This is a genomic window from Latilactobacillus sakei (assembly GCA_002953655.1).
In the GTDB taxonomy this organism is placed as follows: Bacteria; Bacillota; Bacilli; order Lactobacillales; family Lactobacillaceae; genus Latilactobacillus; species Latilactobacillus sakei_A.
Window position 1 is genome coordinate 1 of the sequence record CP025839.1, and the last position, 21,820, is coordinate 21,820.

The 21,820-nt window shown below is 42.3% G+C and carries 20 protein-coding genes; 19 read left to right on the forward strand and 1 reads right to left on the reverse strand.

What is annotated here, in order from left to right; translation table 11 throughout:
- The 12 genes from C0213_00005 (at position 1) to C0213_00060 (ending at position 14,508) form a co-directional block, all read left to right on the forward strand.
- Positions 1 to 1,347: a chromosomal replication initiator protein DnaA gene (locus C0213_00005; GenBank protein AUX10891.1), complete on the forward strand. Its 1,347-nt coding sequence runs from the start codon at positions 1 to 3 to the stop codon at positions 1,345 to 1,347.
- A gap of 179 nt (positions 1,348 to 1,526) precedes the next feature.
- Positions 1,527 to 2,666 carry a DNA polymerase III subunit beta gene (locus C0213_00010; GenBank protein ID AUX10892.1) on the forward strand — a complete coding sequence of 380 codons (1,140 nt, stop codon included), beginning with the start codon at positions 1,527 to 1,529 and terminating at the stop codon, positions 2,664 to 2,666.
- 242 nt (positions 2,667 to 2,908) lie between these two features.
- Entirely contained in the window at positions 2,909 to 3,136 is a 228-nt protein-coding gene (gene yaaA, locus C0213_00015; protein ID AUX10893.1) for a S4 domain-containing protein YaaA, read from the forward strand.
- Between the two features lie 6 nt (positions 3,137 to 3,142).
- Positions 3,143 to 4,270, forward strand: a complete 1,128-nt coding sequence (locus C0213_00020) for a DNA replication/repair protein RecF (protein AUX10894.1) — start codon at positions 3,143 to 3,145, stop codon at positions 4,268 to 4,270.
- Between the two features lie 51 nt (positions 4,271 to 4,321).
- Positions 4,322 to 6,283 carry a DNA topoisomerase (ATP-hydrolyzing) subunit B gene (gene gyrB, locus C0213_00025; protein AUX12776.1) on the forward strand — a complete coding sequence of 654 codons (1,962 nt, stop codon included), beginning with the start codon at positions 4,322 to 4,324 and terminating at the stop codon, positions 6,281 to 6,283.
- A gap of 47 nt (positions 6,284 to 6,330) precedes the next feature.
- The gene (locus C0213_00030; GenBank protein AUX10895.1) at positions 6,331 to 8,904 is read left to right on the forward strand and encodes a DNA gyrase subunit A; all 2,574 of its coding nucleotides are present in this window, start codon (positions 6,331 to 6,333) and stop codon (positions 8,902 to 8,904) included.
- Between the two features lie 235 nt (positions 8,905 to 9,139).
- Positions 9,140 to 9,436 (forward strand): 30S ribosomal protein S6, encoded by a 297-nt coding sequence (locus C0213_00035; protein AUX10896.1) that lies wholly within the window; start codon positions 9,140 to 9,142, stop codon positions 9,434 to 9,436.
- Positions 9,437 to 9,474: 38 nt separating this feature from the next.
- The gene (locus C0213_00040; GenBank protein ID AUX10897.1) at positions 9,475 to 9,987 is read left to right on the forward strand and encodes a single-stranded DNA-binding protein; all 513 of its coding nucleotides are present in this window, start codon (positions 9,475 to 9,477) and stop codon (positions 9,985 to 9,987) included.
- Between the two features lie 30 nt (positions 9,988 to 10,017).
- Positions 10,018 to 10,257, forward strand: a complete 240-nt coding sequence (gene rpsR / locus C0213_00045; protein ID AUX10898.1) for a 30S ribosomal protein S18 — start codon at positions 10,018 to 10,020, stop codon at positions 10,255 to 10,257.
- A gap of 217 nt (positions 10,258 to 10,474) precedes the next feature.
- A complete protein-coding gene (locus tag C0213_00050; GenBank protein AUX10899.1) occupies positions 10,475 to 12,508 on the forward strand; it encodes a hypothetical protein in 2,034 nt (677 codons plus the stop codon).
- A 20-nt stretch (positions 12,509 to 12,528) separates the two neighbouring features.
- Positions 12,529 to 12,981, forward strand: coding sequence for a 50S ribosomal protein L9 (locus tag C0213_00055; protein AUX10900.1), 453 nt, complete (start codon positions 12,529 to 12,531; stop codon positions 12,979 to 12,981).
- 129 nt (positions 12,982 to 13,110) lie between these two features.
- Complete coding sequence (locus tag C0213_00060) at positions 13,111 to 14,508, forward strand: replicative DNA helicase (GenBank protein ID AUX10901.1); 1,398 nt, start codon at positions 13,111 to 13,113, stop codon at positions 14,506 to 14,508.
- Between the two features lie 232 nt (positions 14,509 to 14,740).
- Here the strand turns inward: C0213_00060 and C0213_00065 are convergent, their stop codons facing one another.
- Positions 14,741 to 16,081, reverse strand: a complete 1,341-nt coding sequence (locus C0213_00065) for a Uric acid permease PucJ (protein AUX10902.1) — start codon at positions 16,079 to 16,081, stop codon at positions 14,741 to 14,743.
- 368 nt (positions 16,082 to 16,449) lie between these two features.
- On the opposite strand from C0213_00065, the gene C0213_00070 reads away from it, so the two are divergent.
- Genes C0213_00070 through C0213_00100 form a run of 7 tightly spaced genes read left to right on the forward strand, consistent with a single transcriptional unit; the run spans position 16,450 to position 21,816 of the window.
- The gene (locus C0213_00070) at positions 16,450 to 17,190 is read left to right on the forward strand and encodes a 16S rRNA (guanine(527)-N(7))-methyltransferase RsmG (protein ID AUX10903.1); all 741 of its coding nucleotides are present in this window, start codon (positions 16,450 to 16,452) and stop codon (positions 17,188 to 17,190) included.
- Positions 17,190 to 18,089, forward strand: coding sequence for a nucleoid occlusion protein (gene noc, locus C0213_00075; GenBank protein ID AUX10904.1), 900 nt, complete (start codon positions 17,190 to 17,192; stop codon positions 18,087 to 18,089). Before C0213_00070 ends, noc begins: the two co-directional genes overlap by 1 nt.
- Before the next feature lie 11 nt (positions 18,090 to 18,100).
- Entirely contained in the window at positions 18,101 to 18,868 is a 768-nt protein-coding gene (locus C0213_00080; GenBank protein AUX10905.1) for a sporulation initiation inhibitor Soj, read from the forward strand.
- Entirely contained in the window at positions 18,858 to 19,733 is an 876-nt protein-coding gene (locus tag C0213_00085; GenBank protein AUX10906.1) for a chromosome partitioning protein ParB, read from the forward strand. The genes C0213_00080 and C0213_00085 overlap by 11 nt, the downstream gene beginning before the upstream one ends.
- An 18-nt stretch (positions 19,734 to 19,751) precedes the next feature.
- Entirely contained in the window at positions 19,752 to 20,000 is a 249-nt protein-coding gene (locus tag C0213_00090; protein AUX10907.1) for a DUF951 domain-containing protein, read from the forward strand.
- A gap of 23 nt (positions 20,001 to 20,023) precedes the next feature.
- On the forward strand, positions 20,024 to 21,124 hold the full coding sequence (locus tag C0213_00095; GenBank protein ID AUX10908.1) for a redox-regulated ATPase YchF: 1,101 nt from the start codon (positions 20,024 to 20,026) through the stop codon (positions 21,122 to 21,124).
- 17 nt (positions 21,125 to 21,141) lie between these two features.
- The gene (locus C0213_00100) at positions 21,142 to 21,816 is read left to right on the forward strand and encodes a DUF1129 domain-containing protein (GenBank protein AUX10909.1); all 675 of its coding nucleotides are present in this window, start codon (positions 21,142 to 21,144) and stop codon (positions 21,814 to 21,816) included.
- Positions 21,817 to 21,820: the final 4 nt, after the last annotated feature.

The following is a 21,820-nucleotide window of genomic DNA, read 5'->3' on the forward strand; positions in this document are numbered from 1 at the left end:
ATGCCTGATCTTCAGGAACTTTGGAATTATCTGCAAGAAAAATTCCAAACCGATCTAACCACGGTTGGCTTTAACGCTTGGATTAAAACCGCTAAGCCGCTTGCTTTTAGAGCTAACGAACTACTAATTGAAGTGCCTTCTGTCTTGCACAAAGAATACTGGGAAAATAATTTGGCGACTAAAGTCGTTGAAGGGGCCTATGAGTTTGCGGAAATCGAGCTGACCCCTATTTTTGTGTTACCTGGTGAATCTGACAACCTAACACCGCTTGAACCAGAAGAAGAACACGTCTTAACGAAGGCTGAAACGCCAACCTTTTTACGCGAAACGCATTTAAATAGTAAATATACATTTGATACGTTTGTCACTGGGAAAGGTAATCAAATGGCCCATGCTGCGGCCTTGGTGGTTTCCGAAGAACCTGGTGTCTTATACAATCCCCTCTTCTTATATGGTGGGGTCGGTTTAGGTAAAACCCATTTGATGCAGGCAATTGGTCACCAATTACTCGAATCAAAACCCGAAACAAACGTTAAATACGTGACGAGTGAGGCTTTTGCCAACGATTTTATCAATTCGATTCAAACAAAGAATCAAGAGAAATTTAGACAAGAATACCGCAATGTCGACCTTTTATTAGTGGATGATATTCAATTTTTCGCTGATAAAGAAGGGACACAGGAAGAATTCTTCCATACGTTTAATGATCTCTATAATGATAAAAAACAAATTGTGTTGACCTCTGATCGCCTCCCAAACGAGATTCCCAAGCTGCAAGAACGCTTAGTTTCTCGGTTTAAATGGGGGTTACCAGTCGATATCACGCCACCTGATCTTGAGACACGAATTGCGATTTTAAGAAATAAAGCCGATGCAGAACATCTGGAAATTCCAGAAGATACGCTCAGTTATATTGCTGGCCAAATCGATTCCAACGTCCGGGAATTAGAAGGGGCACTCGTCCGGGTCCAAGCCTACGCAACAATGCAAAACGCCGAGATTACCACCAGTCTAGCCGCTGATGCACTCAAAGGCTTGAAACTCAACGGTAAATCTAGTCAGCTTTCGATTGCCAAGATTCAATCGGTCGTTGCTAAGTATTACAGTTTAACCGTTGCCGATCTTAAGGGCCGTAAGCGGGTCAAAGAGATTGTCTTACCGCGCCAAATCGCAATGTACCTTGCCCGCGAGATGACCGACAGCTCTTTACCTAAAATCGGCCAAGAATTTGGTGGAAAAGATCATACAACCGTTATGCACGCTCATGAACGAATTAGTCAAAGTTTGACAACCGATCAAAATCTAAAAGATGCTATTTTGGATTTAAAGAACACGATGAAATCTTAAAAATGGGTTGTGGATAAAGCCAGCAGTTATCCTAAGGATTCCCCACATTTTATCCACAGGTGGAAAACTATGAGATTCTTAGCTTTTATTACTTATCCACAGGTTCCACAGGCCCTACTACTATTACTTTAAAATCTTTTAATATATATATATAATATTCATCCTCGGAGGTAGCACCTATGAAATTTTCAATTAACCGCGCCCTATTTATCAAAACACTCAACGATGTGCAACGGGCCATTTCAGCTAAAACAACGATTCCAATCCTAACCGGTCTTAAACTGGTCCTATCGCAAGAAGGCTTGACGTTAACCGGTAGTGATGCCGATATCTCCATTGAAGCCACTTTGTCAGCCACAGATGAAAAAAATCAATTAGTTGTCGAAGAAGTTGGCGAAATTGTATTACCAGCACGTTTCTTTAGTGAAATTGTTAAAAAATTACCTGAAGATCAAATGCGAATTACAGTTGGAAATAATTTCCAAACAACGATTCGCTCCGGTAAATCAGAATTTACCATCAATGGTTTAGATGCTAATAGTTATCCACACCTTCCTGAAATTGCAGGTCAAAATACCTTTAGTATCAGCACCGATGTTTTGAAACAACTCATTCACCAAACCGTCATTGCGGTTTCTAATCAAGAAAGTCGCCCAATCTTGACTGGGGTGCACTTGGTCTTAGCCAATGGCGAAATGTTAGCTGTTGCGACAGATAGCCATCGTTTAGCCCAACGGAAACTAACAGTTGCCCTTCCAAGCGATGCCAATTACGACGTCATCATTCCTGGTAAGAGTTTGGTAGAACTTTCAAGAACGCTTGCAGATGATGCTGAAGACGTTGAAATTCGGATTGCTGAAAACCAAGTCCTCTTCAAAGCTGGCAACTTAGCCTTTTATTCACGCTTGTTAGAAGGTAACTATCCTGATACAGCGCGCTTAATTCCAACTTCATCAAGTACCCAAATCGAATTCAACGCGCCAGTCTTATTGGCCGCTATCGAACGGGCGTCATTGTTATCCCACGAAAGTCGCAACAACGTTGTCCGTTTAACGCTCGATACAGAGGCGAACACCGCGATTATCTATGGTAATTCACCAGATGTGGGGAATGTTGAAGAAGCGCTTCAATTTGAAAACCTCACGGGTGAATCGCTTGAAATTTCATTTAACCCAGATTATATGAAGGATGCTTTACGGTCATTTGGCCAAACAACAATCGTGATTAACTTTACGGCTGCTTTACGACCATTTACCTTGGTCCCAAGTGAAGATCAAGAACACTACATTCAATTGATCACACCGGTCCGGACATTCTAAAATTAAATAACAATTCAAAAACGCCTCGATGAGAGGCGTTTTTTTGTGGACTAGAATTAAAATAAATTCGGTTACAGCGGTTTAAGATATTTCTAGTAGGAGAGGGGTAATTTTGTTAAAAACGCTGAGAAAGCATTTTAACCATGTTTATTTGTTTTTAGCGCTAAAAAAGTCTATAATTACTAGGTATAACGGATCGTTATTTTACCAGTAATTAATATCGTTAAGAATGGTGGGTTAATATGACACAAGAAATTAAACTTGAGGCTGAATTCGTCACATTAGGACAACTCCTAAAAGAAGCCGGCATTATTGAAACAGGTGGCAAAGCCAAATGGTTCCTAAGAGAAAATACGGTTTTAGTCAACGGCGAACCTGATGACCGACGTGGCCGGAAGTTATATCCAGAGGATGTCATTGAAGTCCCCGATAACGGCCAATTCATCGTTAAACAACAAGAAAGATTGTAGGTAGCCATGTATCTAAGCGAACTGCAGCTGAATCATTATCGTAATTATGAATCAGTTGATGTGCACTTTTCACCGGATACGAACGTCTTGATTGGTGAAAATGCGCAGGGGAAAACGAACTTACTAGAAGCAATCTACGTTTTAGCCTTGGCCCGCTCACATCGCACGAATACGGATCGTGAATTAATTCAATGGCATGAAGACTTCGCTAAAATTACCGGGCTGGTCCAGCGTGCGGCAGGGAAAACCCCGCTAGAGCTTGTTTTAAGCCAAAAAGGTAAAAAGGCGAAGGTCAATCATTTAGAACAGGCCAAATTATCACAATATATTGGTCAGCTAAACGTTGTGTTATTTGCACCGGAGGATTTAAACATCGTTAAAGGGTCGCCTGCTGTGAGACGGCATTTCATTGATATGGAATTTGGGCAGATGAGTAGCAAGTATCTCTATAATATTTCGCAATACAAATCAATTCTGAAACAACGTAATCAATATCTAAAACAGCTCCAACGGCGCCAAGCCAAGGACCTTGTTTATTTAGGTGTTTTATCTGATCAATTAGCGGCTTACGGGGCGGAAGTGACCGTGGCCCGGCGCCAGTTTCTCCAACAAATGGAAAAATGGGCCCAAAAATTGCACCAGGAGATTACCAAGGATCGGGAAGTCTTGACGTTTAAATATCAAAGTCAAATTCCAGAAGAGCAGTTAGATCAAAGTGTCGAAGAACTCTATCAACAATTTCAAACCTTGTATGAGAAACAACAAACCCGTGAGGTTGAACAAGGCACGACGTTGATTGGACCCCACCGCGATGATGTTCAATTTTTGGTCAACGATAAGGATGTGCAGGCCTTTGGTTCCCAAGGGCAACAACGGACAACCGCGTTGAGTGTCAAATTGGCTGAAATTGACTTGATGAAGGCCCAAACCGGGGAATACCCGATTTTATTACTGGACGATGTGTTGTCGGAATTAGACGATTTACGCCAAACACATTTGTTGAAGACGTTCCAAAATAAAGTCCAAACATTTCTCACGACAACTAGTTTAGAGAATGTAAAAAAAGAAATAATTGCGACGCCGCGCGTGTTTACAGTTACTAACGGGGTCGTTACAGAAGAACAGGCAGAATAGTTGGCATAATAAGACGATCAAATGGAGGTATTTTTCTTGGCAGATGATCAATTGAACAAAGAAACACAAGCCCAAATTGAGGCAAAAGAAGAACGGGCCAAATCTTATGATGCGAGCCAAATTCAAGTCTTAGAAGGACTCGAAGCGGTTCGTAAACGACCAGGGATGTACATTGGGACCACTAGTTCTCAAGGGTTACATCATTTGGTTTGGGAAATTATTGATAACGGGATTGATGAAGCACTCGCTGGATTTGCGACAGAAATTAACGTCGTCGTTGAACCTGATAATAGTATTACGGTGACTGATGATGGCCGGGGGATTCCAGTTGGGATTCAAGCCAAAACGGGTAAATCAGCGTTAGAAACCGTCTTTACGATTTTGCATGCCGGTGGTAAATTTGGCGGCGGCGGCTACAAAGTTTCTGGTGGGTTGCATGGTGTTGGGGCCTCAGTCGTGAATGCCTTGTCAACCGAATTAGACGCCGTGGTTACACAAGGCGGCAAGCGTTATTACATCGATTTCAAACGTGGGAAAGTTCAAACACCAATGAAAATGATTGGCGACGCACCTGAACATGAACATGGGACTAAAGTCCATTTCGTGCCAGATCCTGATATTTTCACGGAAACGACAATCTATGACGATAAAATTTTAACGACCCGGATTCGCGAATTAGCATTCTTGAATAAGGGCTTAAAACTAACGTTTACTGACAAACGGGCTGATACCCATGAAAAACTTGAATTCCACTATGAAGGTGGGATTAAGAGTTACGTTGAATTCTTAGACGAAAAGAAGGAAACCCTTCTTGATGAACCGATCTATGTTGAAGGCGAACAAAACGGGATTACCGTTGAAGTGGCGCTTCAATATACGAATGATTATCGGACCAATTTGTTAACCTTTGCCAACAATATCCATACCTATGAAGGTGGGACGCATGAATCCGGCTTTAAGACGGCCTTAACGCGGGTCATTAACGACTACGCAACAAAGCAAAATATCTTCAAAGCAAATGATGCGAACCTTTCAGGGGAAGACGTTCGTGAAGGGTTAACGGCTGTTGTCTCGGTTAAACATCCAGATCCTCAATTCGAAGGGCAAACTAAGACGAAGTTAGGGAATGCAGATGCGCGTTCAGTCACTGATCGGATGTTCTCAGATCACTTCACGAAGTTCTTGATGGAAAACCCATCAATTGCCCGTCAAATCGTTGATAAAGGCTCCTTGGCTGCCAGAGCACGTTTAGCAGCTAAACGTGCGCGGGAAGTTACCCGCAAGAAAAATGGTCTTGAAATCTCTAATTTACCTGGTAAGTTAGCTGATAATAGTAGTAAAGATCCTGAAATCTCAGAATTATTCATCGTCGAAGGGGATTCTGCCGGCGGTTCAGCAAAATCAGGTCGTTCACGTTTAACGCAAGCCATCTTGCCAATTCGTGGGAAAATCTTGAACGTTGAAAAAGCTAGCATGGAAAAAATCTTAGCGAATGAAGAAATTCGGACGCTCTTTACGGCCATGGGAACAGGTTTTGGACAAGAATTTGATGTCGAAAAAGCCCGTTATCATAAATTGATTATCATGACCGATGCCGATGTCGATGGCGCCCATATCCGGACGTTATTATTGACGTTATTCTATCGTTACATGCGCCCAATCGTTGAAGCTGGCTACGTCTATATTGCGCAACCACCTTTGTACCGAGTTAAACAAGGTAAGATGATGCGCTATATCGATTCTGATGAAGAATTGCAAGATGTCTTAGGCACCTTACAACCAAGTCCTAAACCAGAAGTCCAACGTTACAAAGGGTTAGGTGAAATGGATGCCAGCCAATTATGGGAAACAACGATGGATCCTGAAAACAGACGGATGCTCCGCGTTAACGTGGAAGATGCTGAAGAAGCAGACCAAATTTTCGAAATGTTAATGGGCGATCGCGTTGAACCACGACGTCTCTTCATTGAAGAAAATGCCGTATATATGGATCCAAAGAGTATTGATGCGTAGAAATCTACTGATCAATGAAGACTGACTGAGAGGGGTTTAATAGATTAATGGCAAACGAAAATGGCCAAGATGGTCGGATTGAAAACGTCAATTTATCTAAAACAATGCGTAAATCATTCCTTGAATACGCAATGAGTGTCATTGTTGCCCGTGCTTTACCAGACGTTCGTGATGGTTTAAAGCCCGTACAACGCCGTATTTTATACGGGATGAGTGAATTAGGGGTTACCCCTGAAAAACCTTATAAGAAGTCCGCCAGAATCGTTGGGGACGTTATGGGGAAGTACCATCCACATGGTGATTCAGCGATTTATGAAGCAATGGTGCGGATGGCGCAAGAATTTAGTTATCGTTACATGTTAGTTGATGGTCATGGGAACTTCGGGTCTGTCGATGGTGATGGCGCGGCTGCGATGCGTTATACCGAAGCCCGGATGAGTAAAATGGCTGTTGAAATGTTACGCGATATCAATAAAAATACAATCGATTATGTGCCTAACTATGATGAATCAGAACGCGAACCCGCTGTCTTACCAGCGCGCTTCCCGAACCTGTTAGTCAATGGGGCCACCGGGATTGCGGTCGGGATGACGACCAATATTCCACCGCATAACTTGGCTGAAGTGATCAGTGCCATCCATATTTTGATGGATAATCCTGATGCCACAACCGCTGACTTGATGGATGCTCTACCAGGACCTGACTTCCCAACTGGCGGGTTAGTAATGGGTAAATCTGGCATTCGCCATGCGTATGAATCCGGTAAAGGTACGATTACGTTGCGGGCCAAAGTCGATGTTGAAGTTAAGAAAAACGGCCGCGAACGGATTATCGTGACTGAAATTCCTTACATGGTCAACAAAGCAAAATTGGTCGAAAGAATTGCCGAATTAGCACGGGACAAGCGTCTTGAAGGGATCACCGATTTAAACGATGAATCCGATCGTGATGGGATGCGGATTGTGATTGATGTTCGCCGTGATATGAGTGCTTCAGTGATTTTAAATAATCTCTACAAACTCACACCATTACAAACCTCATTCTCATTCAACATGGTGGCCATCGTTAACGGTGCACCAAAAGTCTTAAGCTTAAAATCAATTCTTGAACACTACTTAGTGCATCAAGAAGAAGTGATTCGTCGTCGGACTGAATTTGATTTGAAAAAGGCTGAAGCAAGAGCCCATATCTTGGCTGGTTTGCGAATTGCATTAGATCATATCGATGCTATTATTCAAATCATTCGGAGTTCAAAGACAGGCGATACTGCGAAAGTCTTGTTAATGGAACGCTATGAGTTATCAGACAAACAAGCCCAAGCTATTTTGGATATGCGCCTCGTTCGTTTAACCGGTTTGGAACGTGACAAAGTTGAAAATGAATACAATAATTTGATGGCGTTGATCACTGATTTGAAAGATATCTTAGCCAAACCAGAACGGATTAAGAAAATTATTTATGATGAATTGTTAGAAATTCAAAGTAAATTTGGCGACAAACGTCGGACTGAATTATTGGTCGGCGAAGTCCTCAGTATCGAAGATGAAGACTTAATCGAAGAAGAAGACGTCGTGATTGCCTTAACGCATAATGGCTACATCAAACGCTTGCCAGCGAGTGAATTTAAAGTTCAAAATCGTGGCGGCCGTGGGATTCAAGGGATGGGTGTCCACGATGATGATTTCATCGAACATTTAATCTCAACTTCAACGCATGAAGTGCTGCTCTTCTTTACCAACACTGGGAAAGTCTACCGCGCTAAAGGGTATGAAATTCCCGAATACGGTCGCACAGCTAAAGGGATTCCAATTATTAATCTCTTAGGGATTAATTCGGATGAACGTGTTCAAACCGTGGTTAATATCGGTAAGGAAGTCAAGCCTGAACAAGCCTTGTTCTTCATTACCCGCTTAGGGACGGTTAAACGGACGGCCGTTGGCGAATTCGCCAATATCCGGAGCAATGGTCTAAAAGCATTGACCTTGCATGAAGATGATGAGTTGAGCAACGTCTTAATGACTGATGGGCAACAAAACATCTTTATCGGGACGCATAATGGTTACGCTGTTTCCTTCAGCGAAACAGCCGTGCGTTCAATGGGCCGGACAGCAGCCGGCGTTCGTGGGATTCGTTTACGCGAAGGCGACTATGTGGTTGGTTCTGACTTATTGATTCCGGGCCAAGAAATTTTAGTGATTTCTGAAAAAGGTTACGGGAAACGAACAGCCGTTAGCGATTACCCAATCAAGGGTCGTGGTGGTAAAGGGATTAAGACTGCCAATATCACTGAAAAGAATGGCCCATTAGCCGGGATTGCAGCAGTAACCGGTGAAGAAGACATTCTCTTGATTACTGATACCGGCGTCTTGATTCGTTTCAAGGTGGCTAACGTGTCACAAACTGGTCGGGCAACACTTGGTGTGCGCTTGATCCGCGTGGATGATGAAGCCAAGGTGGCAACCATGGCCAAAGTCGAAGCTGAACCAGATGAACCTGACACACAAAATGCAACGACTGAACCAACAGTGCCAACTGAAAACGTGACGGACGCTGGCTTAGCACAAGTTGATGATTTATTAGCCCGTGCTGAAGCGGATCAAAACGAACCAAATAACGACTAATTTAAAAAAATAAAAATCGTTTTTGCGTAATTACACTTGTAAGGATTAACAAGCGTGTTAGCAAAAACGATTTTTTTAAGTTTGTATTTACGTGCTATTTATGATAGACTTTTATCTTGTGAGTATCTGTGATTTAGGCACAGGGTCTAAATCGTGAGGCTAATAGTCATATTAGTCAGTTACTCCTTGTTCTTACACAGGTAAGAACCTAAAGTCCATAAGGAGGTGAACAGTCATGGCTCAATCAAAATACGAAGTTACTTATATCATCTCAACAACACTTGATGAAGAAAGTAAAACAGCCCTTGTCAACCGTTTCGACGGCATCTTAAAAGACAACGGTGCTGAAGTGGTTGATTCAAAAGACTGGTCAAAACGTCGTTTAGCTTATGAAATCAACAATCAACACGAAGGCATTTACCATATCGTAAATGTTTTAGCTGATAATGATGAAGCTTTAAACGAATTTGATCGTCTAGCTAAGATTGATGGCGCAATTTTACGTCATATGATCGTTAAACGCGAAGACTAATTTTGAATTGTAATATTGAATAGAGGGGAGCTGACAGAATGATTAATCGAGTTGTACTCGTTGGTCGGCTAACACGCGATGTTGACTTACGTTACACTTCTAGTGGTGCTGCAGTTGGGACTTTCTCAATGGCAGTTAACCGGCAATTCACGAACGCTAATGGTGATCGTGAAGCGGACTTTATTAATTGTGTCATTTGGCGTAAATCAGCGGAAAATTTCGCTAACTTTACTAAAAAGGGCTCATTAGTAGGGGTTGATGGCCGTCTACAAACTAGAAATTATGAAAATCAACAAGGTCAACGGGTTTACGTGACTGAAGTGGTTGTCGATAATTTCTCATTGTTAGAATCACGGACAACAACAGAGCAACGGCAAGGTGATGGCGCAAGTCAGAACTTTAATAGTAATCAAAGCAATGGTAGCCAACAATCTGGATTTACCAGCCCTCAACAAACGGGTAACGCACCAGCTGCAAATAACACTCAAGCCGATCCATTTGCAAATAATGGTCAAGCGATTGATATTTCGGATGATGACTTACCTTTCTAAAATAAACTGTTTTGGAAGGAGGAACTTTCAATGGCTCAACAAAGAAGAGGCGGCAACCGTCGTCGTCGTAAGGTTGATTTTATCGCTGCTAACCACATCGAATATATCGACTACAAAGACACTGATTTATTGAAACGTTTTATCTCAGAACGTGGTAAGATTTTACCTCGTCGGGTATCTGGTACAAGTGCTAAGAACCAACGTCGTTTGACAATTGCAATCAAACGCGCACGGATCATGGGCTTATTACCATTCGTTACAGAAGACTAAAAATTAATTTTAGAGTCATCAACCAAGTTCACTTGGTTGGTGGCTTTTTTAGTTTCCAAGAGGCGAACATGGGATTAAATTGCGGGCTGAGAGCGGTTTTTAATCGGCATTTGTGCTAGAATGAAGTATGATTCTTTAAGATTTAGTAAAGAACCAAGTTGTTCAAATCAAGATGTACTGCCTAAAATACTTGTTTCTTTAGAGTTAAGGAGTTTACATGAAAAATAAAATTAAGCAATTAAAATTACCGCAGTTTTTAGATGATGCGCGCTTGCGGACAGTAGCCCTAGTCTTGTTGGGACTCACTGTTGTCAGCCTGATTTTTGCAGCGATGTTAAATTGGCTGATCGCTTTGATTTTGTTCGTACTCTTAATTGGGACTTTAATCACCGTCTTATACGCGATTGAGACGGTCACGGAAAATACTGCCAAGTATGTCTCAGATTTGTCCTACCGGATTAAACGGGGCGAACAAGAGGCTTTAATTAAGATGCCCATCGGAATTTTGCTTTATAATGAAAAAGGTGAAATTCAATGGACTAATCCATTTTTGCAACAGTATTTAGGTAATAAGGAAGTACTGGGCAAGACAATTAAAGAAGTCGATCCAGAATTGGCTGAGTTAGTTGTTCAAAATGAAGATTCCAATGAAACCAAGCTGGTTCATTGGGGCGATAACCAATTCCAGATTATCATCCAAGAAAGTATCGGGGTGGTTTACCTCCTCGATATCACGCGTTATGCAGCGATTGAAGATCGTTATGAAGACGAACAAGTTGCAATCGGCCAAGTCTTTTTAGATAATTATGACGAAATCACTCAAACAATGGATGATCAGGCTATTTCTAATCTGAATAATTATGTTACTAACGAACTATCTCGTTGGGCTAATCAGTTCCAGATGTTCTTAAAACGGGTTGATGACGATCATTTCTTCGTCCTCGCCTACGCCAAGTCGCTCCACGCGGCTGAAAAAGAGAAGTTTAAGATTCTCGATGAGATCCGTGAAGAAACTTCAAAACAAAACTTCCCGTTAACCTTGAGTGTTGGCTTTGCCTATGGGGAATCTGATTTAGCCGTTTTAGCAACGACTTCTCAGAGTAATCTAGACTTAGCCCTGGGCCGTGGCGGTGATCAGGTGGTCGTTAAGGCCAACGATGGTCAAGCCCGGTTCTACGGTGGTAAAACCAACCCGATGGAAAAACGGACCCGCGTGCGTGCACGCATGATTTCGCAAGCCTTGCAGGAAGTTTTCAAGCAGGTCGATTCAATCTTTGTCATGGGGCATATTCGGCCTGATATGGATGCACTCGGTGCGTCCTTTGGGATTCGCCGGATTGCTGAAATGAATGGCAAGAAGTGTTATGTCGTGGTTGATCAAAATAATATTCACACCGATATTCAACGCTTGTTGGAAGAAGTTAAAGGCTATCCGGAAATTGCGGTCGAAGTGCTTTCTCCTGAAGAAGCAGTGGAAAAAGCAACAGCTAATAGCTTATTAGTAATGGTCGATCATTCTAAACCATCAATTACGATGGCACCTAAATTGTATGAGAAATTAGCGCAGCGGACGATTGTGCTTGATCACCATCGTCGTGGCGAAGAGTTCCCAGAAAACCCAATGTTGGTTTATATCGAACCCTACGCTTCTTCAACGTGTGAGTTAGTGACGGAAATGTTTGAATACCAACCACAAAACGTGGCCAATATTAATAAGTTTGAAGCAACCACGATGTTAGCCGGGATTACGGTTGATACGCAGTCGTTTTCAATGCGGACCGGGACGCGGACGTTTGATGCCGCTAGTTATTTGCGGTCTGTCGGGGCGGACGCATCAATGGTCCAACATCTGTTAAAAGAAAACGTCGATAATTATATTCAAAAGAATCATTTGATTGAAACCATTGAAATGGTTGAGGACAATATGGCATTATGTATGGGGGAAGACAATCGCAGTTATGATCCCGTTATTGCAGCCCAAGCAGCCGATACCCTCTTGTCGTTATCCGGCATTGAAGCGGCCTTCGTTATTGTGAAACGCCCAGACGGCATGATTGCCATCTCGGCCCGTAGTTTAGGGGACGTCAATGTTCAAGTGATTATGGAAAAATTGGGTGGCGGTGGTCATTTATCTAACGCAGCAACCCAATTGAAGGATGCGACGGTTTCAGAAGCCAAAGCTAAGTTATTAGCCGTTCTGGCCGAATTATTCGATCCAGAAGAAGCGGAAGAAAACGCAACTAACGATTAATTAAAAAGGTGGTAAACGTAATGAAAGTTATTTTTTTAGAAGACGTACGCGGTAAAGGTAAAAAAGGCCAAGTGAAAGACGTGCCAGATGGTTACGCACAAAACTTCTTAATTAAAAATGGTAAGGCTAAACCAGCCACCACAGCTGCTGTCAGTGCTTTAAAAGGCCAACAACACGCTGAAGCTAAGAATGCCGCTGCTGAATTAGCAGAAGCTAAAGTTTTAAAGACGAAGATTGAAGACGATAAAACAATTGTTGAAGTGAAGTCTAAAGCTGGCGAAGACAGCCGTTTATTCGGTTCAATCCCAAGCAAACAAATCGCACAAGCCTTAGAACAACAATACAAAATCAAAGTTGATAAACGTAAAATTGATTTACCAGAACCAATCAAAGCACTTGGTTATCGCAATGTTGACGTGCGGATTCACCCAGATGTAACAGCGACAATTCGGGTGCACATCGTCGCAGAATAAATTTTTCAATTGTCCAAAAGACCGTGATTGCAATCAAAGTCACGGTCTTTTATTATGGTGATAGTTGTATCCTGAGCAAAATTTAAGTAAACTAGATGCAATAACGCAAACGATCTAAAAGGAGATAAAATGGTGAATAATGAACTAATCGAACATACGCCACCGCAGAATAATGAAGCGGAACAGGCGGTTTTAGGCGCGGTTTTCATTAGTAGCGACGCATTAGTTGAAGCGATGGAATACGTGACTGCCGATGATTTCTATCGTAAGGCGCACCGCCTAATCTTCGAAACGATGGTCGAACTGAATGAACGGGGCGAAGGCATTGATGCGGTGACGATTAAGAGTGAACTTGACGCCCGCAACCAATTGGAAGATATTGGTGGGATTGGTTATTTGGCTGAATTAGCCGACGCAGTTCCCACCGCCGCTAACGTGGTTTATTACGCGAAGATTGTCTCTGAAAAAGCGATGCTTAGACGCTTAATTCAAACGGCACAAAATATTGTCGCCAAGGGTTACGCGCAAGATGAAGACGTAACCGATATCTTGGATACGGCTGAACAAGAAATCATGGCGGTTTCTGAACAGCAAAACAAAGCCGGTTTTAAATCGATTTCAGACGTTTTAACCACGTCGATCGAACATATCGATAAGCTCTATCAAGAAGAAGAAAGTATTACCGGCCTTTCAACCGGCTATCCCGATCTCGATAAGATTACAGCTGGTTTACATGAAGATGAATTGATTATCTTAGCAGCCCGTCCCGGGGTTGGGAAGACCGCCTTTGTCTTGAATATCGCACAAAATATCGGCAAAATGACCAACGAAAACGTCGCTATTTTTAGTTTGGAAATGGGTGCCGAACAATTGGTTAACCGGATGTTGTGTGCAGAAGGTAGTATTGATGCCAACCATTTAAGAACTGGTCAACTTGAAGAATCAGAATGGCAAAATCTGATTATTGCGATGGGCAGTTTGTCAAAAGCCAATATTTATATCGATGATACACCCGGCGTGAAAATGGCTGAAATTCGGGCTAAATGTCGGCGCTTAGCAAAAGAAAAAGATGGCATCGGCCTGATTGTCATTGATTATTTGCAGCTGATTGAAGGTTCTGGTCAAGAAAATCGGCAACAAGAAGTCTCAGCAATCTCACGGCAATTGAAAAAGTTAGCGAAGGAATTACGGGTTCCCGTGATTGCCTTATCTCAACTTTCTCGTGGCGTGGAACAACGTCAGGATAAACGACCAGTATTATCGGATATTCGTGAATCAGGTTCAATCGAACAAGATGCCGATATCGTGGCTTTCTTGTATCGTGATGATTATTATCGCGATGAACCAGGTGAAGACGGCGAAGATGGTGGCAGTCAACCAGCACCAGATCCGGAAAACGCGGATGTCGGTGAGGTTGAAGTGATTATCGAAAAAAACCGGGCCGGCGCGCGGGGCACGGTTAAGCTGTTATTTGTTAAAACCTATAATAAGTTCTCGTCGATATCGTACTCGCAAGGTGAATATTAAAAAGAGAGAGTATGTTTGAAACGGTTTGACTTTGAGCATTAGTACAGCTCGGTGAATAAGCGACGCAGTCGATTGTTTGCGGGACGTAGTTAACCGCAACAATATGCCTGAAAAAGCACGTTTAGATCAAGAGTGCGTCGTAACCTTCAGGATATGGGTTACAGAACACATTTTAAATAGGACGAAAAAAGCGTCAGACAAAAATTAATTTGTCTGACGCTTTTTTATGTGCTTATTGTTGCTGTTTTGCTGCAATTAATGAGCGATAGTTAACGAGGAGGTTTAAGATCACTGCTGTTAAACTACCGACAACTAAGCCGTTACCCAGAATGGTTTGCACACTAGCTGGTAAAGCTTGTAGTAAGGTTGGGTGAATAGCAATCCCAAGGCCCATACCGATTGAAAGGGTTGCAACTAAGAGGTTACGGTTGTCTTCAAGATCAACCTTGTGGAGCATTTTAATCCCTTGAATCCCAACAATCCCAAACATAACGACCATTGCGCCCCCTAAAACTGAGGTTGGAATAATCGTGGCAACCGCACCAATCTTAGGCAAGAGCCCTAAGAAGATGAGGAAGAAAGCTGAATAGTAAACAGGTTTCTTTGTTTTGATGCCTGATAATTGCACAATCCCAACGTTTTGAGAGAAGGTTGAATAAGGGAAGGTATTGAACAAGCCACCTAAGATTGCGGCTAACCCTTCAGCGCGGAAGCCGCGCTTTAAGTCATTACTTGTGATGTTACGACCGACGATTTCGCCAAGCGCGAAGAACACACCGATTGATTCGATCATCGTGGTTAAAGCTGCCAATGACATTGATGCGATTGACGTCCATTCAAACCGTGGCGTACCGAAGTAGAAGAGTTCTGGTAGTTTAAACCAGCTAGCTTGCCCAACTGGATCAAGTGAAACTAAGCCGACAGCAGCGCCGACTAATGTCCCACCGATAATCCCAATTAAAATCGCAATTTGTTGAATAAAGCCGCGGCCCCAGATACTAAAAATTAAAATCAGGACAATCGTTGAAAAGCCAGCGATTAAGTTTGGGACGCTCCCGAATGACTTAGCAGTAATATCGCCACCACCAAGATTTTGGAAGGCAACGGGAATTAAGGTGAAGCCGATTAAAGTAATCAATGAACCAGTAACGATTGGTGGGAATAGCCAGCGTAAGCGGGCAACCACCCCAGAGATTAAGAGGATGAAGACCCCCGCACCAATGATACTACCGTACATCACGTCAATCCCTAATTGACTGTTAGTCCCAATAGCCGTTAGTGGCCCGACGTATTCGACCGCACAGCCTAAGACGACGGGTAAAGCAATCCCGGTTAAAGGTGTTCGTTTTAATTGGAGTAACGTGGCAATCCCACACATGAAAATATCGACAGAGACAAGGTAAGTCATCTGTGCGGCGTTAAAGTGAAGTGCTGCGCCGACTAATAATGGAATTAGGACGTCACCAGAATACATTGCTAGAAGATGTTGCAGGCCTAAGATGGCCGCTTTAATATGAGAAAGCTTTGGAGCTGGTTCAATAGTACGTGCTGAGTCGGACTGGAAATCTGCCACAGGTGTCCCTCCATATCTATAGGTTAAAATTTATTTAATATCCAGTTTAGCACACGCTTTGGGTGACTTCAATTAGAATATGACTAAAAAACGAATATAATAATCGCATAAACTGGCGATAGTTCGCCTTTAATCAATATGGTAGGCGCCACATTTTGATAAAACTGCTTACTTACTGAATGTTAAAACGAATAACGCTATAAAATGTTCTTAATATTCGGAAAAAAGTTGTTCCACATGAAACGGAATCGATTGGTAGCCGTCCCTTGTTTTTTAGACTTACTTACGTTAAACTGAATTGTATACGTGAAACAATGAATGTTCCACGGATTCAGCACATAATTAGGTTAGTAATAAGAGGAGAAGCAATGACACCAAAGACATTTGTCGCGACATTGAAAGAACATCAAATTGATGTTTCACAAAAACAATTAGACCAGTTTGAAATTTATTTCGAACGGTTAGTGGCTACCAATCAAAACGTTAATCTAACGGCGATTACAGAAAAAGAAGCCGTTTATTTAAAACACTTCTTTGATTCGATTGCCCCAACCTTATATTTGGAATCATTGAGAACGATGCCCCTCAATATTTGTGATATCGGTGCCGGTGCCGGGTTCCCATCATTACCGATGAAAATTCTGTTCCCTCAATTAAAGGTGACGATTGTTGATTCATTAAATAAACGGATTCACTTCCTAGAAGAATTAGTGGCCGAATTAGGGTTAACTGATGTGACACTCGTGCATGATCGGGCTGAATTATTCAGCCAAGTCAAGCGGCCATATCGCGAACAATTTGATATGGTGACAGCTCGGGCGGTCGCACCGATGAATGTTTTAGCGGAATTCTGTTTACCAGCTGTTAAAGTGGGCGGCCAGTTTGTCGCTTTAAAGGCGAGTCAAAGTGATACCGAATTAGCGGAAGCTGCTTTTGCAATTGAGGCGTTAGGTGGTCAGTTAAAAGAAGATATCGCGTTTAACTTACCCGAAACTAACGATCCCAGACATTTAGTGATTATCGACAAGGTTCAATCAACCCCCGATAAATATCCACGGCGCGCGGGTGTGCCGGTTAAAAAACCATTAAGGGCTAAGGAGGAAAAATAATGGCAATTTCATTTTTTGGTAAGAAAAAAGAAGAGACAAGTACAAGTATTAATCAGGTGGTAATGGTGCCAGTTGCTGCGATTGTACCGAACCGGTTCCAACCACGGAAGGTTTTCAATACCGATCATATTAGTGAATTGGCAAGTACCATTGAACAACACGGCTTATTACAACCAATTGTTTTAAGAGAATATGAAGATCAAAAGTTTGAAATCATCGCTGGTGAACGGCGTTTTAGAGCTATTCAAACCTTAAAATGGGCGGAATTACCAGCAATCGTTCAAAAGATGGATGATCACGAAACAGCTTCAATGGCCTTGATTGAAAACCTCCAACGGGAAGAATTAACGGCAGTTGAAGAAGCAGATGCTTACCAAAACCTCATGAAGTTAAATGGCTTCACCCAAGCTAGTTTGGCTGAAAAAATGGGTAAGAGCCAATCATTTGTCGCTAATAAATTACGACTATTGAAACTCTCACAACCAGTTCAAGAAGCCATCATGAATCATGAAATTTCAGAACGTCATGGTCGGAGTTTGTTGAAATTAGATGAATTCAACCAACAAATGGTCCTACACCAAATCCTAGCGGAACAATTAACGGTTAAGGATACAGAAGCGCTAGTCGCTTCAATCATTAACCCAGAACCAGCCGTTGAAGAAGAAGCGACGGTTGTCGAAGAAGAAACAGCAACCACTGAAGAATCAACAGAAACACCTAAGAAGGCTGGCAAGAAGAAGGCGCCTAAGAAAGAAATGACGACAGGTGACACGAAAGTGGCTGTTAATACCATCAAAAAATCAATTGAATTGATTGAACAAAGTGGGATTCCAGTTTCAGCAGTCGAAGACGATCAAAAAGACGTTTATCGGATTACAATCGAAATTCCTAAGAAATAGGGAGGCACATTATGGCGCATGTTATTTCAATTGCAAACCAAAAAGGCGGGGTTGGTAAAACAACAACGACTATTAATTTAGCGGTTTGTTTAGCAGATGCGGGTCACCGAGTGTTAATCATTGATTCTGATGCACAAGGTAACGCAACGAGCGGTATCGGGATTCAAAAGTCACAAGTTGAAAAAGATATTTATGATGTTTTAGTCGATGAAATTCCCATTAAAGAAGCGATTTTGAAAACAAATCATCAGCACGTTGATATTGTACCGGCGACGATTCAATTAGCCGGTGCAGAAATTGAACTAACGGCCCAAATGGCCCGTGAAATGCGTTTAAAACTTGGTTTAGAAGCCGTTTTAAATGACTACGATTACGTTTTGATTGATTGTCCGCCTTCATTAGGACAACTATCAATCAACGCCTTTACGGCTAGCAATTCAATTTTGATTCCAGTCCAAAGCGAATACTATGCGCTAGAAGGCTTGAGCCAATTATTAAATACGGTCCGGTTAGTACAGAAGCATTTTAATCCGAACCTTGCAATTGAAGGGGTCTTATTAACGATGTATGATGCCCGAACAAACTTAGGGGCCCAAGTGATTGAAGAAGTGCGCAAGTACTTTGGCGATCGCGTTTACGATACAATTATTCCACGCAATACACGATTAGCGGAAGCACCCAGTCATGGGGTTTCAATCATTGATTATGATCCTAAATCTCGTGGGGCTGAAGTTTATCAAGAATTAGCCAAGGAGGTGTTAGCAGCTAATGGTCAATAAAAATGGTAAAGGACTCGGTCGAGGACTCGAAGCTGTTTTTTCAGCATTCGAGGGACCCAATAAGAATCGTGCGGATGAACTCGTTGAAGAGCTTGCCCTCGAGGATATTCGTCCCAATCCTTATCAACCACGTAAAACGTTTGATGAAGCAGCACTAGCAGAACTTGCTGCTTCCATTAAAAAATCTGGCGTTTTCCAACCGATTATTGTGCGTAAAAGCATTAATGGTTACGAATTAATCGCTGGTGAACGCCGTTTCCGCGCTTCTAAATTAGCTGGTAAAACTACGATCCCAGCCATTACCCGTCAATTCGATGAAGAAGCGATGATGGAAATTGCGGTCTTAGAAAATCTTCAACGGGAAGATTTAACACCGCTGGAAGAAGCACAAGCCTACGACACCCTTTTGAAGAAGTTAAACTTAACGCAAGCTGAAGTGTCAGAACGCTTAGGTAAGAGTCGCCCTTACATTGCCAACTACTTACGTCTATTGGGCTTACCAGCAGATGTTAAGCAATTGTTGCAAGAAGGCCAACTCTCAATGGGACAAGCGCGGACGCTTTTATCATTGAAGAAAAAGAGTCAAATTAGCGCCCTCGCTAAGCGGACGATTGCCGAAGGCTTAACGGTGCGCCAATTAGAACAACTCGTCAACCAAATGAATCAAACCAAAGCGGCTAAAGTCGCTAAGACTAAGATTAAATCACCTTACATTCAAGCGAGTGAAAACCAATTAGTCGATAAATTCGATACCAAAGTCAATATTGCGATGAACAGTAAAGGCCGGGGTAAAATTGAAATTGACTACGGCACGGTAGAAGATTTAAACCGAATCTTGGCTTTACTAGATGTCAATATTGATTAGATTAAGGAGACATTTGTAATGTATGCATTAGGCGATCTCGTTCAGATGAAAAAACAGCATGCCTGTGGGACCAATCGTTTCGAAGTGGTCCGTTTAGGGATGGATATTCGAATTAAATGTATGGGCTGCGGGCACGCGGTCTTATTGCCCCGCCGGGAATTTGAAAAGAAGCAAAAGAAAGTGTTGGTAGTAGCAGCCGATGTTGATGTAACAACGGAACCACATTATCAATTGTTGTCAAAAGGTCCCAATCAAACTAATTTTTAACGTAAAGGAAAGTGTAAAAAACTATGTCATTAACTGCAGGAATTGTTGGGTTACCCAACGTCGGAAAATCAACTTTATTTAACGCCATTACTAAGGCCGGTGCCGAAATGGCGAACTACCCATTTGCGACTATCGATCCTAACGTTGGGATGGTTGAAGTACCCGACAAACGTTTAGACCGGATTCAAGAAATTATTCCCGCTAAGAAGATTGTTCCAACGACTTTTGAATTTACCGATATCGCCGGAATTGTTAAAGGCGCTAGCAAGGGTGAAGGTTTAGGAAATAAATTCTTGGAAAATATTCGTCAAGTGGATGCCATCGTACATGTTGTCCGGGCTTTTGACGATGATAATATCACGTCGGTAACAGGGACTGTGGATCCGTTAGATGATATCGATACAATTAACCTAGAACTTAGTTTAGCTGACTTAGAAAGCGTCACAAAGCGTTATGCGCGGGTTGAAAAGATTGCTCGTACTAAGGACAAAGAAGCTTTGGCTGAATTCGAAGTTTTAAAGAAAATCAAACCCGTTCTTGAAGAAGGCGGCTCAGTTCGTTCAATCGAATTTAACGAAGACGAAGCTAAGATCGTTAAAGGTTTCTTCCTATTAACATCAAAACCCGTCCTATACGTTGCCAACATCGCTGAAGATGCGATGGCCGATCCTGATAGTGTTGATTACGTTAAACAAATTCAAGATTTTGCAGCTAAAGAAGGCGCAGAAGTAATTGCGATTTCAGCAAGAACTGAAGAAGAAATCGCCTCATTAGATGACGCTGATAAAGCTGAATTCCTAGAAGCAGAAGGCGTTACTGAATCAGGTTTGGATAAATTAATCCGTGCTTCATACCACTTATTAGGTCTTGCAACTTTCTTTACCGCTGGTGGCAAGGAAACCCGTGCTTGGACTTTCCGTCAAGGCATGAAAGCCCCACAAACAGCCGGTGTGATTCATTCCGACTTCGAACGGGGCTTCATCCGGGCCGAAACAGTCTCATTTGCTGACCTTGATCAATACGGTTCAATGCAAGCTGTTAAAGAAGCTGGTCGTTTACGGCTTGAAGGTAAAGAATACATGGTCGAAGACGGCGATATTATCGAATTCAGATTCAACGTTTAATTTGAGGAGGAGAACAATTGGCTAAGACAGAACCAGCAGTAGAAACAGAGCAAGTCGATGTTGATGCGCTCAGCAAACAATTAAGTAAGAAAAACGCGGACTATTTATTTAAATTCAAGCGTGCTTTAAAAGAAGAAGATGTTTCAGCCGAAAAACAAGCCGAAATGCTTGCTGAGATGTTACCGGAAATGCTTGAAGCACAGCACAAAGGACAACCCGCAACGCAAATTTACGGGCCAGTTAGCACAAAGATTAATCAACTGTTACATGCCCCAAAAGCACCCGTTAAAACGAGTTTAAAATTACAAATGCTGGATAATGCGTTGATTTTCTTAATTATGTATTTAGCTTTCAACGGGATTGCCGCGCAATTTTCAAGTAAGAACTCAAATGCAATGATTGGGATTACCTCAATCGTGATTACCGCTGCGATGGCCGGCGTTATCATGACCTATCCAATGCGCTATACACAAATGCCTAAAGAACAACGCCCACCATTTTGGAAGATGGCATTAATCGTTGTCGGTTTAACCTTGGCCTTTGTCGCTGCTTATGGGGTGACAATCTTAATTCCGGCCTTCATGAACCCCGTCTTACCAGCCTGGATTCAAATCGTGATTGCGGCATTATTAATCGTAGTCCGGATCTATATCAAACGTCGTTATAAGATTACCGGCACTTTCTTTGGGTAGTATT

Bases quoted from the DNA above. Each gene is read 5' to 3' on its own strand.
- C0213_00040 (AUX10897.1), top strand. From the start codon at position 9,475: ATGATTAATCGAGTTGTACTCGTTGGTCGGCTAACACGCGATGTTGAC.
- C0213_00055 (AUX10900.1), top strand. From the start codon at position 12,529: ATGAAAGTTATTTTTTTAGAAGACGTACGCGGTAAAGGTAAAAAAGGC.
- C0213_00050 (AUX10899.1), top strand. From the start codon at position 10,475: ATGAAAAATAAAATTAAGCAATTAAAATTACCGCAGTTTTTAGATGAT.
- C0213_00030 (AUX10895.1), top strand. From the start codon at position 6,331: ATGGCAAACGAAAATGGCCAAGATGGTCGGATTGAAAACGTCAATTTA.
- C0213_00010 (AUX10892.1), top strand. From the start codon at position 1,527: ATGAAATTTTCAATTAACCGCGCCCTATTTATCAAAACACTCAACGAT.
- yaaA (AUX10893.1), top strand. From the start codon at position 2,909: ATGACACAAGAAATTAAACTTGAGGCTGAATTCGTCACATTAGGACAA.
- C0213_00090 (AUX10907.1), top strand. From the start codon at position 19,752: ATGTATGCATTAGGCGATCTCGTTCAGATGAAAAAACAGCATGCCTGT.
- C0213_00035 (AUX10896.1), top strand. From the start codon at position 9,140: ATGGCTCAATCAAAATACGAAGTTACTTATATCATCTCAACAACACTT.
- C0213_00080 (AUX10905.1), top strand. From the start codon at position 18,101: ATGGCGCATGTTATTTCAATTGCAAACCAAAAAGGCGGGGTTGGTAAA.
- C0213_00070 (AUX10903.1), top strand. From the start codon at position 16,450: ATGACACCAAAGACATTTGTCGCGACATTGAAAGAACATCAAATTGAT.
- rpsR (AUX10898.1), top strand. From the start codon at position 10,018: ATGGCTCAACAAAGAAGAGGCGGCAACCGTCGTCGTCGTAAGGTTGAT.
- C0213_00005 (AUX10891.1), top strand. From the start codon at position 1: ATGCCTGATCTTCAGGAACTTTGGAATTATCTGCAAGAAAAATTCCAA.
- noc (AUX10904.1), top strand. From the start codon at position 17,190: ATGGCAATTTCATTTTTTGGTAAGAAAAAAGAAGAGACAAGTACAAGT.
- C0213_00060 (AUX10901.1), top strand. From the start codon at position 13,111: ATGGTGAATAATGAACTAATCGAACATACGCCACCGCAGAATAATGAA.
- C0213_00095 (AUX10908.1), top strand. From the start codon at position 20,024: ATGTCATTAACTGCAGGAATTGTTGGGTTACCCAACGTCGGAAAATCA.
- C0213_00085 (AUX10906.1), top strand. From the start codon at position 18,858: ATGGTCAATAAAAATGGTAAAGGACTCGGTCGAGGACTCGAAGCTGTT.
- C0213_00020 (AUX10894.1), top strand. From the start codon at position 3,143: ATGTATCTAAGCGAACTGCAGCTGAATCATTATCGTAATTATGAATCA.